The following is a 14,555-nucleotide window of genomic DNA, read 5'->3' on the forward strand; positions in this document are numbered from 1 at the left end:
TTGAACGTAGCAGGGAACCACGTCTTTCAGGGCGTGGAGGATGTCAACTATCCCCAATCCAGCCCTTGTGGCGAACTTGAAAATCCCGCCTCACGCAGCAGCGTAAACATCGGCGTTTGCCGGACCGGAAGATCATTCACTTCTGTTAGCGTAAAGCGCAGCCTTGGTTCGCGACGCAGTGCGGTGGTCAGCGCCTGGAAAATCTCTGGGGCGAGTAATTCCTCCTTTTCCTGCCAGACCAGCATTTTTTTGCCGCCTTGCGGCAGATAGAGTAACAATTTGCCGCCAGAAACGACCACCAGCGCACCCGCCCGACGCGTTGGTACCAGCGCTGCCGGATGTGCAGGCCAGGGCAGAAGATTTCCCCACACATTAGCCGGATCGTTGGCGGAGAGCGCCACTGGTGTATAGTGGCGTGTTTGCGTGGCTTGTGTCGCCAGATCGCGCAATCGGTCAATAGTCAGACGTTCAGCGAATTGCGCGCCACCCAGACCTTCTACAAAACGACCTCGCATAATTCGCCCGGAGTCTTCCATACTTCGACAAAGTGTTTGCATCGATGGAAACCCGCCAGGGATATTTTCGGCTATCACCGCCTGACGACTGATGATGCCGTAGCGGTCGAGCATATTTTCCGCCAGCGCCAGCATCCTTTCGGTATCGTTTAGTGGCTCCACCTGCAATAACGACCAGCGTCCAGCCAGATTTGGTGTGTTGTAAGATACCCGCGGCGAGACGGGTTGTGCATAGACAGGACGCCCACGACGAGCCCGGTGACTGCGGCGAGTTGAGGTGCGTGCGTTGGAACTGCTGCGGGTGAGGGCGCGTAACGGTGCCCAAATATCGCTGGTAATGACGCCTTGCCAGACCAGCGCCCATAACGCCTCTTGCAGTGCCGAGGAATCAACCGATTCGCCGATTTTATCGCGTATCCGTTGGCTGATTTGTTGTGCAAACCAGGCTCCTCCGTCAGCCAGAACAGCGATTATCGCTTGCTGCAGCGCCGAACGATTCGCCTGATCCGCTTCGGCGGGAGTGAACGATTCTGCGGCATATTTCTGTAGATGCAGTGCCACCAGGCCGTCATCTTCACCCAGCTTTTTTTTGTCCCGACCAGATAACCGCTCCGGTTGCCAGTAATTCATCGAGCATTTCTGGCGAATAGTCGCGTACGCGGGCAGGCAGGATCTGGCTTTCCCAGAGTGAGGCGGGTAAACCGACTCCGGCAAGCTGTTCGATCACCCGCATCACGCCATCTACGCCCTCATAAACGCCTGGCGATGTTGAGGCAAAGAGCGCCGGGCTACCATCGGTGGCGGGTAATACGCCCTGACGTTCCAGCAGCAATCGCGCATAGGTCGTGGCTGCAACGGGACGCGTCGCTTCTCTGGCGGCTTGCAGCGAGCGCAAACGCAGACGACGAAATACTTCATCGCTCACCCAGATGTCTTGTTGCAGATTCATCACCAGACCCTGTTCACGCAGTTGCTGAAGCTGCTCTTCGACAATGGCAATACCGAGACTAAACTCATGAGCCAGTTGTTCAGCCGTGACCAGAGCATGAGCCCGGAGATAGCGCAGAAAGAGGTCGCGAAGCGGGTAACTGACTCTATGTAAATAAATCTCTGGCAATGACTCTGGTAGTCGTACGCCGAGGGCATCACGCAGCCTGGCGGCATCATCCATACAGGCAAGACGCTCCTGTCCGCTAATCATCGCAGGGAAGATTCGTTTTACTGCAAGAAGATTTTCCAGATACGACGCAACCTCTTCACTGCTGCCTGTATGCCGTTGCGCCAGGTCTTCAACGGTCATTGGCCCCAGTTCGCGCAGCAGGTCGAACAATCCTTCTTCACCTTTCGCTCTTCTGCCAGGAGCCAGTCGTTGCAACTCTTCTTCCACCTGGCGAATGACCTGCGGGTCGAGTAATTCCCCCGGATCGACCTGTCCGAGTAGATTGCGCAGTAACTCGCTGTCCAGCGACAGTACGGATGCCCGGCGCTCTGCCAGCGGGGCGTCGCTCTGGTACATAAATTCCGCGACATAGCCGAACAATAAACTTGTGGCGAAAGGCGAGGGCGTAGTGGTCGTTATATCGGATATTTGAATTTCGCCACCGTTCAGGCGACGCATCAAACGTTCCAGTGCGGGAAGATCATAAACATCTTGCAGACATTCGCGTAGGGTTTCGAGAATGACCGGAAAATCCGGATATCCCTGAGCGATTTCCAGCAACTGACTGGCGCGCAGCCGTTGTTGCCAAAGCGGGGTGCGATGGCCCGGCGTGCGGCCCGGCATTAATAATGCCCGCGCGGCGCATTCGCGAAAACGGGCGGCGAAAAGTGCCGAGCTGCCTACCGCCTCGCGGACAATTTGCAGCAACTTTTCTGGTTCAAACAAAAAAATCGCGGCGTCGGGCAATTTACCATCAGTGTCAGGAATGCGCGCAACAATGCCGTCATCACTGGCGACCACAGACGCGTCAGCGCCCCATAGGGCATGTATTCGCCCGGCAATCGCCAGCGCCCAGGGTTCATGCACCCGTCTTCCATAGGGAGAGTGCAAAATAATACGCCAGTCGCCAATTTCATCACGGCACCGTTCGAGGACCAGATGGCGACTCCCCGGAACGATGCCCGTCGCGTTGCGTTGCTCGTCAATCAACCCCTGAATATTGGCGTTCGTATTTTCTTCTGCCAGCCACGGGGGAATAGTCCCGGAAAAGAACGCGCCATCCGCCAGTAAATGAAGAAAATCGCCGATCATCTCGCCTAATTCAGCCGGACGTCCGTTACCTTCACCACGCCAGAAGGGGAGCCGGGCAGAACGACCCGGAGCAGGAGTCACAATCACCTGATCGCGGGTGATTTGCTGGATCCGCCATGAGGTAGCGCCGAGAGTGATAATGTCGTTCACCCGCGACTCATATACCATCTCCTCATCCAGTTCACCCACCCGCCGCGAACCGGCCTTTTCTTCACCTTCGGGTAATAACACGCTATACATGCCACGATCCGGAATGGTGCCGCCGCTGGTAACCGCCAACAATTGAGCGCCAGGTCGGGCGGTCAATATCCCGGTCTCCCTGTTCCAGACCAGTTTGGGGCGAAAAGCAGAAAAATCGCCAGAGGGATAGCGCCCGGAAAGCATATCCAGCGTGGCGTCAAAAACACGTCTTGGCAGATCTTTCCACGGTGCGGCACGGCGTACGCGGGAGTACCATTCGTCTACCTGTAATGCATCCATCGCCGCGGCGGCAACGGTTTGCTGCGCAAGGACGTCGAGAGGATTATGCGGTGGTGTCAGGTTTTCCAGCCTGCCTGCGAACATACACTCTACAATGACTGCGGAATCGACTAAATCACGCCGGGTACGGGGGAAAAACAGCCCTTTAGATACACCGCCAACCTGATGTCCGGCGCGACCAATGCGTTGTAACCCACTGGCAACAGAAAGCGGCGTTGCCACCTGAATCACCAGATCCACCGCGCCCATATCAATCCCCAGTTCAAGACTGGAGGTTGCGACCACGCAGCGTAATTCACCCGATTTCAGCGCCTGTTCGGTGATTGCTCGTTGTTCTTTAGAGACGGAGCCGTGGTGTGAGCGGGCAATAAAAACGTCGCTACTTTGTACACGGTTAGAGGTTGCGCCGGAGGTCGACTCGAAATGGGCCGCATCAACGGCGATAGACGGGGAACGCTGTAAGCGTGCGGCGTAAAGCTCATTTAATCGTGCCGTCAGTTTTTCCGCCAGCCCGCGTGAATTAGTAAAGACAATGGTCGAGCGATGGCGCAACACTTCATCAAGGATACCCGTTTCAATATATGGCCAGATGGAGCCTTCCCGGCCGGCATGGCTGTCTTCGCCGGTGCCGCTGGCGACCGATGAGACATCATCCATATTGGCGACCGGTACGACAATTCGTATCTGCGGATGGCGCATTGCGGGCGGGTTGACTACCGTAACCGGGCGATCGCCACCAAGAAATGCTGCCACATCGCTGGCTGAGCGCACAGTGGCAGAAAGGCCAATTCGCTGTGCTGAGGTGTGGAGCAGCGCATCGAGCCGCTCCAGACTTAACGCCAGATGCGCACCACGTTTACTGCCCGCTACCGCGTGGACTTCATCAATAATTACCGTTTCGACGCCGTGTAGCGTTTCGCGCGCGCGGGAGGTCAGCATCAGATAGAGTGATTCGGGTGTGGTGATCAGAATATCCGGCGGATTACGGGTGAGTTTGCTGCGTTCCTGTGCAGGCGTATCGCCAGTACGGATCCCTACGCGAAGATTGACTTCCGTTTCGCCGCGCCGCCGCCGTTCATCGGCAATACCCTTCAACAGGATCTGCAAGTTGCGCTGAACGTCGGTGCCCAGGGCTTTTATCGGTGAAATATAGAGGATGCGTGAGGTTTTACGCTTATGCGCCTCGCGGGTATCTTCGCCGCCTTCGCGGAAGAGCCGATCGAGGGCGTAGAGAAATGCTGCCAGCGTTTTCCCGGAGCCAGTCGGTGCAATCACCAGCGCATGTTCGCCTCGCGCCGCCACATGCCAGGTTTGCGACTGGACAGCGGTCGGCTGTTTAAAGGCGCGAAGAAACCAGTCGCGGGTCGCCGGTGAAAACACGTCCGGCAGGAGCGATGAAGGGTCTGGATTATCTGCCATTAACGCTATTCCCCGTGAATATCATGCTTGATGCGTGGAATAGCCTCACTATAGATGCCTGAATCATTGCATGTCATCAGGCATCGACTCGATTACACCTCTTCGGCGGCAGGTAGCGGCCAGCCTCCCAGACGTTTCCAGCGGTTGACGATTTCACAAAACAGCACAGCAGTGCGTTCGGTGTCGTACAGCGCGGAGTGCGCCTGGGTGCTGTCGAAGTCCATGCCAGCGGTCTGGCAAGCCTTTGACAATACGGTTTGTCCGAGTGCCAGCCCGGCCAGTGCAGCAGTGTCAAAAGTGGCGAAAGGGTGGAACGGGTTACGTTTCAGCGAGGCGCGTTCTGCGGCGGCCATCATAAAGCTGTGATCAAAATTGGCGTTGTGCGCCACCATAATGGCGCGGTTACAGCCGCTCGCTTTAATACCTTTACGTACAACTTTAAAAATTTCGTGCAGCGCCTCGTATTCGCTGACCGCGCCGCGATCGGGATCGTTCGGGTCAATGCCGTTGAAGGCGAGGGCTTCTGGTTGCAAATTTGCGCCGACAAATGGTTCGACGTGGAAATGTAATGTGGTGTCCGGCATCAGCCAGCCTTGTTCATCCATTTTCAGGGTGATGGCGGCAATCTCAAGCAGCGCATCGGTTTTGGCGTTAAATCCGGCTGTTTCAACATCGATCACAACAGGATAAAAACCACGAAAACGGTCGCACAGACCGGTAAGTTGAGCGTTATCGGACATCTGATTCTCTTAATACGGATAAATTGCAGCGCGCATTATGACAAATATTACTTGTCGATGCAGTAAAGATGCGGGCGCGATGAGTTCACGCCCGGCAGGAGATTAGTTGCCCAGACCGCGACCGGCGTCTTTCTCTTCGATTAACTCAATTTTGTAACCGTCCGGATCTTCCACAAACGCGATAACCGTAGTACCGCCTTTTACCGGACCCGCCTCACGGGTCACGTTACCCCCGTTTTGACGGATTTTTTCGCACGCTTCAGCGGCGTTATCTACGCTAAGCGCGATGTGACCATAAGCAGTGCCGAGTTCGTATTTATCCACGCCCCAGTTGTAGGTCAGTTCAATCACCGCTTCTTCGGTTTCCGGGCCGTAGCCAACAAACGCCAGTGAGTATTTGTATTCCGGGTTTTCGCTGGTACGCAGCAGTTTCATGCCCAGCACTTTGGTATAAAAATCGATGGAGCGTTGCAAATCGCCAACGCGCAGCATGGTATGAAGAAGACGCATCTTTTTATCCTCAAAATGGCTAACAGATTCAAAATGTTGTTTTAGTATAGCGGCGGCTTTACGCCGCTCGCAATGTTGGATTACAACGTCGGGTAATCGGTATAGCCTTCCGCGCCGCCACCGTAGAAACTTTCGGCACGCTGTGGGTTAAGCTCAGCTTTGAGCTGCAAGCGGGCGACCAGATCCGGGTTCGCAATCCAGTCACGACCAAATGCCACCGCATCAATTAACCCTTTGCCGATCAGCGTTTCAGCTTTTTCTACTGTGTATGCACCTGCGCCGATAATCGGACCGTGGAAACGGGCGCGTACTTTTTCGCGGAACGCATCAGTATACGGTTCACCCCCCGCCCAATCTGGTTCTGACATATGCAGATAAGCAATGCCGCGTTTACCCAGTTGTTCAATCAGATACAGTGCATCGGCTTCTTCATTCGGGCCGTTATCTGTGTTCTGGAAAGTACCGATTGGCGAAACGCGAATGCCAATGCGATCGGCACCCCATTCTTCAATCCCGGCATCGACCACTTCCAGTACCAAACGTGCGCGATTTTCCACGCTGCCGCCGTACTGATCGGTACGATGGTTTGAAGAAGGGGAAAGGAACTGATGCAGCAAATAACCGTGAGCAGAGTGGAGCTCTACCAGATCAAAACCGGCTTCACGCGCGTTAGCAATGGCCTGACGGAAATCATTGACGATACCCGGAATCTCTTCCAGTTCAAGCGCACGCGGCATGGATGTTTCAACGCGGATCGCCCGACCATTTTCATCGCGCAGAGAAGTACGTGTTCCCGCGCTAAGTGCTGAAGGCGCTACCGGTGCCTGACCGCCAGGTTGCAGGCTGGCGTGAGAAATGCGTCCGGTGTGCCACAGCTGCAAGGCCATATGACCATTTTCAGCATGAACGCCAGCGGTGATTTTTTTCCATGCGGCAATTTGCTCCGGACTATGGATGCCAGGCGCACCTGCATATCCTTTTGCCTGGGCAGAAATTTGCGTGGCTTCACTAATAATCAAACCGGCACTGGCACGTTGGCGATAGTATTCCGCCATCAACGGGGTAGGAATGTCACCCGGTTCAATACTGCGCAGACGCGTCAGCGGTGCCATAAAAATACGGTTTGCCGCCGTGATCGCGCCCACTTTCAGTGGGGAATACAGTTTTTCAGATGACATAAAGGCTCCCGGTCGTCTGGTGATAAAAAATGCCTGCTAAACGGCAGGCGTCGCAATAATGTTTTTTACATGGGCCAGCGCGTTTTCCAGTGGCTCGAAACTGCGCGAAATTTTGGCCTGCAGATTCGCGCCAAGCCATAGTGCGTAAAGCACTTGTGCCTGTTGTAGCGGTTCGCCACAAAAGGTTAAACAATGGTTCTCACGGCCATTTTCCAGAGCCTGCGAGAGCAGGGCGATCACGCCGCGAGCACCTTTATCCATCGCGCTGCGCATATCTTCTGACAGATCGCACACTTCGGCAGAGAGTTTTACTGTCAGGCAACCACTGATGGTTCCATGTTGGCAAAACTGGTTCAGTGTTTGCTGGTAATAAGCCAGTATGCGGTCGCGGTAGTTACCTTCGCCGGATTGCAGCAACTCAGCCAGTCGCTGGTGATATGCGGCGTAATGACGCTCAAGCATGGCAACGCCAAACGCTTCTTTAGAGCGAAAGTAGTGATAGAAGGACCCTTTCGGCACTTCAGCGGTTTTTAGTAATTCGCTTAGCCCCATCCCGGTGAATCCACGTTGCAGGCAAAGTTGCTCGCCCGTCGCCAAGAGATGTTCGCGAGTATCATGTTCGGTGTGTTTGTTCATGCGTTGGAGTGTAGTAGACCAGTCGGTCTAGTGCAAGCAAAGTTGCTACTTTGGACATTAACAGCTTCAATAATGGTAATAATCTTATCTGAGGAGGGCGAGGTGGCGGAGCAATTAGAGTTCTTTCCCGTCCAGAGCCCGTGCCGGGGAATTTGCCAGTCTGACGAACGCGGGTTTTGTCGCGGCTGTTTTCGTAGTCGGGATGAGCGTTTTAACTGGAATAAAATGAGCGATGGCGAAAAACAAGAGGTGCTGCGCCTTTGTCGGCAGCGATTAATGCGCAAATTACGCGCAAATAAGCCAGCGTCATCAGACGAACCGGAGCAACCATCACTCTTTTGAACCTAATCTTGCGTATACTCCTCTCATATCTGATAAGAGGAAGCGATTATGGTTCAGCGTATTACTATTGCGCCGGAAGGCCCGGAGTTTTCCCGTTTTGTGATGGGCTACTGGCGATTGATGGACTGGAATATGTCCGCCCGCCAGCTGGTCAGTTTTATTGAAGAGCATCTGGATCTCGGCGTGACCACCGTGGACCATGCTGATATTTATGGTGGCTATCAGTGCGAAGCGGCGTTTGGCGAGGCACTGAAACTGGCACCTCACCTGCGTGAACGGATGGAAATCGTCAGTAAATGCGGTATCGCGACGACCGCGCGTGAAGAAAACGTCATTGGTCATTACATCACTGACCGCAATCACATCATTAAGAGCGCCGAACAGTCGCTAATTAATCTCGCGACCGATCATCTGGATCTGCTGTTAATCCACCGACCAGACCCGTTAATGGATGCCGATGAAGTGGCGGACGCGTTCAAACATCTGCATCAGAGCGGCAAAGTGCGTCATTTTGGCGTATCGAACTTTACGCCTGCGCAATTTGCCCTGTTGCAATCACGTCTGCCGTTTACCCTTGCCACTAATCAGGTGGAAATATCCCCGGTGCATCAGCCGTTACTGCTGGATGGCACGCTCGACCAACTACAACAACTGCGTGTTCGTCCGATGGCGTGGTCCTGCCTTGGTGGTGGTCGTCTGTTTAATGATGATTATTTCCAGCCGCTGCGTGATGAACTGGCTGTGGTGGCGGAGGAGTTAAACGCGGGCTCGATTGAACAGGTGGTTTACGCCTGGGTATTACGTTTACCGTCGCAGCCGCTGCCAATTATCGGCTCAGGTAAAATTGAGCGCGTACGGGCAGCTGTCGAAGCAGAAACACTGAAAATGACCCGTCAACAATGGTTTCGTATCCGTAAAGCTGCACTGGGGTACGACGTACCGTAAGCACTTTTAGGAATAGCCGCCGTTCAAAAATGTGTCACTGGTTTACACTTATTCAGGAATGCACAATGAACGGAGGTCCTATGAAACGTTTTAGTCTGGCCATTCTGGCGCTGGTTGTTGCGACCGGCGCACAAGCTGCCAGTGAAAAAGTCGAGATGAACCTCGTCACGTCGCAAGGGGTTGGGCAGTCAATTGGTAGCGTCACCATTACTGAAACTGATAAAGGTCTGGAGTTTTCACCCGATCTGAAAGCATTACCCCCCGGTGAACATGGCTTCCATATTCATGCCAAAGGAAGCTGCCAGCCAGCCACCAAAGATGGCAAAGCCAGCGCCGCGGAATCCGCAGGCGGGCATCTTGATCCACAAAATACCGGTAAAATTAACCATCGGAAAGGCGATGATGGCAGCCGTGTAGCCCGCCAGTTGAAATGCATACGCGACGTTATTCGTGAAGTGCGCACAGGCCTAGGTACAAAAGCCAAGCCACGCCGATATGCTCAATAGAAAAAACCACGGCTCATTGAGCGTATGTCCGGCAAGAAGCAGTGCCGCAATGGCTCCCAGTAAACTGCCAGCGATGCGTCCGAGGCTTTTGCTGATGACACCGCCAACGGTGGGAAAGCTAACCACTGCAGCCGAGGTCATCGCCCAATAGGGTTCATCCAGATTCAAATAATAGGCAACCGTCAGCGCCAGACACATGGCAATGGTATTGCGTAACGCATAACGCCATTGCGCCAGCGTGGCCCTGAACCAGCGCAAAGCGGACGGGAACGCGTTGGGCGAGACGAACCCAGGGGACGTTAGGTTTCACATCCGGAATAAGGCTTGAGTCACTTTCAACGCTCTGATCATAAATCGCCCGACCGATACTGGAAACGTGACCCTGTAACGTTTTGTTATCACTATAGAGGGTAATTTGTGCTGGTGCACCTTCGCGGATATGGCGCAACTTGGTTTCTTCAAAATAACCAATGACGTAAAACGAGTGGCTGTCGACAAGGGCAAACAGCGGTTTCCCGGTGTCAGCGTAATCGCCGATGCGGGTAGTGAGGTTAGTCACCCATCCACTCACCGGGGCGCGAATTTCCGTTTGCGCCAGTTGCCATTGTGTCTGTTTCAGCGTCGCCTGTGCGGCATTAACACTGGCCTGCATCGCTTTAACATTGAGGTTAGCGGTATCGAGTTCTTCGGCAAAAATAAAATTTTGTGAGAGATGACGACGACGATTCGCTTCGTTATTGGCTTTTGCGAGGTCAGATTGCGCTTTCGCCAGCTGAGCCTGTGCGTTCAGCTCGGCGATCTGAAAGGGCGTTTTATCGATCGTGAGCAGAAGTTCCCCCGCGTTAACCAGTTGGTTGTCTTTTATATTCAGCTCAACAATACGTCCCGACACCTGTGGGGTGATAGAAACCTGTTCTGCGTGTATTTTCCCGTCGCGTGTCCACGGAGATTGCATGTAATAATTCCACAGCCACCATCCGGCAAGAACCGCAACTATCGCTACAATGATTGTTGAGAAATACTTAATTGTTTTCATTGACATAGTTACCACGCAATCAGTATTGCCAGAGCAAGGCAAACGCAAATCGCAAACAGCGATAAATCCATTAACAAGGGATGCCAGATGTCACCGGCGTAGATCCAGCCACGAAGCAGACGGTGTACGACAAGCCAGATGACGAATCCAAACGCGAATGCTTTGAAAAACGGAGGAAAATAGACGGACGCACCGAACACCAGATCTTGTAAGGGCAATCCTGTTGCATTGAGCATAAACTTCACAAAGTAGATTCCTTTACGACCGAATATATTGCGTTAGATTAATAAATATTCTTTAAGTGCGAAAAATTTACGCGCAATTTCTGAAAAATATGTCTGACGGTAACCAAATGCAGCAATACATTTGTTTTAGCAATACAATTGCTGCACACTATTCTAAAAGCCGCATAATATCTTAGCAAGCTAATTATAAGGAGATGAAATTGGAATCGCCACTAGGTTCTGATCTGGCACGGTTGGTGCGCATATGGCGTGCTCTGATAGACCATCGCCTGAAACCGCTGGAGTTAACACAAACCCATTGGGTTACGTTACACAATATCCATCAGTTACCTCCAGACCAGTCGCAAATTCAACTGGCAAAAGCGATTGGCATCGAGCAGCCATCACTGGTCCGTACTCTGGACCAACTGGAAGAAAAAGGGTTAATTTCGCGTCAAACTTGTGCCAGCGATCGTCGGGCTAAACGTATTAAACTGACGGAAAAGGCAGAGCCACTGATCAGCGAAATGGAAGCTGTTATTAACAAAACCCGCGCGGAAATATTACATGGCATCTCCGCAGAGGAACTGGAGCAACTGATTACGCTCATCGCAAAACTTGAGCATAATATCATTGAGTTACAGGCCAAAGGGTGAAATGAAGGGGGCGTGTGGTCAGTAACCTGACCACACGCAAACTTATTTAGCGCGGAGAAACGGTCACCTGACTGCCATTGCTGGCCAGTACGACACGTTGGCCCGGAGAGAAACGAGTGTTGCCTTGTTTCTGTACCACCATGATGGTATTACCATCGTCTTTACGAATTTCCAGCTCGACACCCTGCGTTTTGTTCATTGCACTCTGTACGCCCTGACCAGCTACGCCACCTGCAACAGCGCCTGCTGCAGTAGCCAGAGAACGCCCGGTTCCGCCACCAACAGTATTCCCCAGGAAACCACCAAGAACAGCACCGCCAATTGCACCGATAACGTTGGAATCATCACCGCCCTGAATCTGTACCGGACGTACGTTAACGATGGTGCCATAGCTGACATTCTGTACTTGTTTCGCTTCAGAAGCGGTATAAACATCCCCTGACAGGGTGTCGTTATTAACACAACCGACAAGAGACAGACCTACCATTGAAACAACCAATACGCGTTTAATCACTGAAAAATCTCCTGTTCACCATGAAACGCCACGCAAGCATCCCTCATGGTCAAAGTATATGGCATATGTGAATCCATGGTTACATGTTCTACCAAATATGAGCAAATCATAATGAAAGTAGGATCAACCAATTATAAACAAAACATTCATGATGATTATTGATTTGAAGATAATGTTTTACTACCAACGGTAAAAATCGGTCATTCCGCATGGTATTCACGAAAAGTTTATGTTTGAGTGGTGCGCAAACGTCAGATTGAAAAAGGATGAACTATGAAATCGGGCCGCTTTATTGGCGTTATGTCAGGCACCAGCCTTGATGGTGTTGATGTTGTGTTGGCGACAATTGATGAACACCGGGTCGCACAGCTGGCAAGCTTGAGCTGGCCGATCCCGGTGTCTCTGAAACAGGCTGTACTGGATATTTGCCAGGGCCAGCAGCTTACACTTTCGCAGTTTGGACAGCTTGATACTCAACTCGGGCGACTTTTTGCTGATGCGGTCAATGCCTTGCTTAAGGAACAAAACCTGCAGGCGAGAGATATAGTTGCGATCGGCTGTCACGGTCAAACCGTCTGGCATGAACCGACGGGCGTGGCACCACACACTTTACAGATTGGCGATAACAATCAAATTGTGGCACGCACCGGAATTACGGTTGTCGGTGATTTTCGCCGTCGCGATATTGCCTTGGGAGGACAAGGCGCACCGCTGGTACCTGCGTTCCATCATGCCTTGCTGGCTCACCCAACCGAGCGACGAATGGTGCTCAATATTGGCGGCATCGCCAATCTGTCACTGCTCATTCCTGGGCAGCCGGTTGGCGGCTACGATACCGGTCCTGGTAACATGCTGATGGATGCCTGGATCTGGCGTCAGGCAGGTAAACCTTACGATAAAGATGCCGAGTGGGCACGGGCGGGTAAAGTTATTCTCCCACTGCTGCAAAATATGCTCAGCGACCCGTATTTCTCGCAACCTGCACCGAAAAGCACCGGACGCGAATACTTTAACTACGGCTGGCTGGAGCGCCATTTACGCCATTTTCCGGGTGTTGATCCCCGTGATGTTCAGGCCACACTGGCAGAACTCACCGCCGTGACCATTTCTGAACAAGTTTTGTTGAGCGGTGGCTGCGAACGATTGATGGTATGTGGTGGAGGTAGTCGTAATCCGCTACTCATGGCGCGTCTGGCGGTATTACTGCTAGGCACAGAAGTCACCACCACCGATGCCGTTGGCATTAGTGGCGATGACATGGAAGCATTGGCTTTCGCCTGGCTTGCCTGGCGGACGCTGGCGGGATTACCAGGAAATCTGCCTTCCGTCACTGGCGCAAGCCAGGAGACGGTACTGGGGGCTATTTTCCCCGCCAACTCGTGATATCAGAATTAACTGAATTTTTTCTTATCGTGTCTGCCGTTACACTTGGAAGATTAAGGAGGGTATTTGCCCTCCGGACCAGGAAAGTCTTCGGGATATGACTATGAAAAAACTGTTAATTATCATTTTGCCGGTCCTTCTCTCCGGTTGTAGCGCCTTTAATCAACTGGTTGAGCGAATGCAAACCGATACGCTGGAATACCAGTGTGATGAAAAACCGTTGACGGTCAAACTGAATAATCCGCGCCAGGAAGTCAGTTTTGTTTACGATAATCAACTACTGCATCTCAAACAGGGCCTTTCAGCCTCTGGCGCGCGTTACTCCGACGGGATCTATGTTTTCTGGTCGAAAGGTGAGGAAGCGACTGTCTATAAACGCGACCGCATCGTCTTGAATAACTGTCAGTTACAAAATCCACAGCGTTGAGATTTTTCCAGGGGCGGCGCACAATAGCGTCACCCACTGACAATCCGTAAAGAAAACCATGTCTGATAACGACGAATTGCAGCAAATCGCGCATCTGCGCCGTGAATACACCAAAGGCGGGTTACGCCGCCGCGATCTTCCCGCCGATCCATTAACCCTTTTTGAACGTTGGCTCTCTCAGGCTTGTGAAGCCAAACTGGCGGACCCTACCGCGATGGTGGTCGCTACCGTGGATGAACATGGTCAGCCTTATCAGCGCATCGTTTTACTCAAACATTACGACGAAAAAGGCATGGTGTTTTACACCAACCTCGGTAGCCGTAAAGCACATCAAATTGAAAATAATCCGCGCGTTAGCCTGCTGTTCCCGTGGCATACCCTTGAACGCCAGGTTATGGTGATCGGTAAAGCAGAACGACTTTCGACTCTCGAAGTGATGAAATATTTTCATAGCCGCCCGCGTGATAGCCAGATTGGTGCATGGGTTTCGAAGCAGTCCAGTCGCATTTCTGCCCGCGGTATCCTTGAAAGTAAATTCCTGGAGCTGAAGCAGAAGTTTCAACAGGGCGAAGTGCCATTGCCGAGCTTTTGGGGCGGTTTTCGCGTCAGCCTTGAACAGATTGAGTTCTGGCAGGGCGGTGAGCATCGCCTGCATGACCGCTTTTTGTACCAGCGTGAAAATGATGCGTGGAAGATTGATCGTCTTGCACCCTGAAAAGATGCAAAAATCTTGCTTTAATCGCTGGTACTCCTGATTCTGGCACTTTATTCTATGTCTCTTTCGCATCTGGCG

The 14,555-nt window shown here is 52.6% G+C and carries 13 protein-coding genes and 3 pseudogenes; 7 read left to right on the forward strand and 9 right to left on the reverse strand.

Translation table 11 applies throughout. From position 1 onward, the window contains the following. Positions 1-47: 47 nt before the first annotated feature. The 5 genes and pseudogenes from ACUU1I_RS07705 to nemR form a co-directional block, all read right to left on the reverse strand. Positions 48-4,665: pseudogene (locus tag ACUU1I_RS07705) on the reverse strand (ATP-dependent helicase). 92 nt (positions 4,666-4,757) lie between these two features. After that, complete coding sequence (gene rnt, locus ACUU1I_RS07710; protein WP_001282281.1) at positions 4,758-5,405, reverse strand: ribonuclease T; 648 nt, start codon at positions 5,403-5,405, stop codon at positions 4,758-4,760. Between the two features lie 102 nt (positions 5,406-5,507). Then, positions 5,508-5,915 carry a lactoylglutathione lyase gene (gene gloA, locus ACUU1I_RS07715; protein WP_001237796.1) on the reverse strand — a complete coding sequence of 136 codons (408 nt, stop codon included), beginning with the start codon at positions 5,913-5,915 and terminating at the stop codon, positions 5,508-5,510. A gap of 80 nt (positions 5,916-5,995) precedes the next feature. After that, positions 5,996-7,093, reverse strand: a complete 1,098-nt coding sequence (nemA, locus tag ACUU1I_RS07720; RefSeq protein WP_000093574.1) for an N-ethylmaleimide reductase — start codon at positions 7,091-7,093, stop codon at positions 5,996-5,998. Positions 7,094-7,129: 36 nt separating this feature from the next. Further along, the gene (gene nemR / locus ACUU1I_RS07725; RefSeq protein ID WP_001032930.1) at positions 7,130-7,729 is read right to left on the reverse strand and encodes a DNA-binding transcriptional regulator NemR; all 600 of its coding nucleotides are present in this window, start codon (positions 7,727-7,729) and stop codon (positions 7,130-7,132) included. A 102-nt stretch (positions 7,730-7,831) separates the two neighbouring features. Between nemR and ACUU1I_RS07730 the strand changes: the two genes are divergently transcribed. The 3 genes and pseudogenes from ACUU1I_RS07730 to sodC all read left to right on the forward strand — a co-directional run. After that, positions 7,832-8,071 carry a DUF1289 domain-containing protein gene (locus ACUU1I_RS07730; protein ID WP_000840481.1) on the forward strand — a complete coding sequence of 80 codons (240 nt, stop codon included), beginning with the start codon at positions 7,832-7,834 and terminating at the stop codon, positions 8,069-8,071. 48 nt (positions 8,072-8,119) lie between these two features. Next, positions 8,120-9,016 (forward strand): aldo/keto reductase, encoded by an 897-nt coding sequence (locus ACUU1I_RS07735; RefSeq protein ID WP_000250631.1) that lies wholly within the window; start codon positions 8,120-8,122, stop codon positions 9,014-9,016. Positions 9,017-9,096: 80 nt separating this feature from the next. After that, a pseudogene (gene sodC / locus ACUU1I_RS07740) lies at positions 9,097-9,426 on the forward strand (superoxide dismutase [Cu-Zn] SodC); the annotation flags it as partial. Here the strand turns inward: sodC and ACUU1I_RS07745 are convergent. From ACUU1I_RS07745 to ACUU1I_RS07755, 3 genes and pseudogenes are all read right to left on the reverse strand, one after another. Beyond that, positions 9,391-9,780 (reverse strand): annotated as a pseudogene (locus ACUU1I_RS07745) (FUSC family protein); the annotation flags it as partial. The pseudogenes sodC and ACUU1I_RS07745 sit on opposite strands and share 36 nt — an antisense overlap. After that, a complete protein-coding gene (locus tag ACUU1I_RS07750; RefSeq protein WP_000062144.1) occupies positions 9,677-10,564 on the reverse strand; it encodes an efflux RND transporter periplasmic adaptor subunit in 888 nt (295 codons plus the stop codon). The pseudogene ACUU1I_RS07745 and the gene ACUU1I_RS07750, both read right to left, overlap by 104 nt. A 2-nt stretch (positions 10,565-10,566) precedes the next feature. Then, positions 10,567-10,803, reverse strand: coding sequence for a DUF1656 domain-containing protein (locus ACUU1I_RS07755; RefSeq protein WP_000670998.1), 237 nt, complete (start codon positions 10,801-10,803; stop codon positions 10,567-10,569). A gap of 200 nt (positions 10,804-11,003) precedes the next feature. Here ACUU1I_RS07755 and slyA point away from each other — a divergent pair, with 200 nt between their 5' ends. Continuing rightward, a complete protein-coding gene (gene slyA / locus ACUU1I_RS07760; protein WP_001296943.1) occupies positions 11,004-11,438 on the forward strand; it encodes a transcriptional regulator SlyA in 435 nt (144 codons plus the stop codon). 46 nt (positions 11,439-11,484) lie between these two features. Here the strand turns inward: slyA and slyB are convergent, their stop codons facing one another. Further along, a complete protein-coding gene (gene slyB, locus ACUU1I_RS07765; RefSeq protein ID WP_000597196.1) occupies positions 11,485-11,952 on the reverse strand; it encodes an outer membrane lipoprotein SlyB in 468 nt (155 codons plus the stop codon). Between the two features lie 273 nt (positions 11,953-12,225). Here slyB and anmK point away from each other — a divergent pair, with 273 nt between their 5' ends. From anmK to pdxH, 3 genes are all read left to right on the forward strand, one after another. After that, entirely contained in the window at positions 12,226-13,335 is a 1,110-nt protein-coding gene (gene anmK / locus ACUU1I_RS07770; RefSeq protein ID WP_000835080.1) for an anhydro-N-acetylmuramic acid kinase, read from the forward strand. Positions 13,336-13,432: 97 nt separating this feature from the next. Further along, positions 13,433-13,762 carry a C-type lysozyme inhibitor gene (mliC, locus tag ACUU1I_RS07775; protein ID WP_000178045.1) on the forward strand — a complete coding sequence of 110 codons (330 nt, stop codon included), beginning with the start codon at positions 13,433-13,435 and terminating at the stop codon, positions 13,760-13,762. A gap of 58 nt (positions 13,763-13,820) precedes the next feature. Continuing rightward, positions 13,821-14,477, forward strand: coding sequence for a pyridoxamine 5'-phosphate oxidase (gene pdxH / locus ACUU1I_RS07780; protein WP_001282319.1), 657 nt, complete (start codon positions 13,821-13,823; stop codon positions 14,475-14,477). Positions 14,478-14,555 lie beyond the last annotated feature (78 nt).

The organism is Shigella sp. SIG3 (assembly GCF_053555855.1).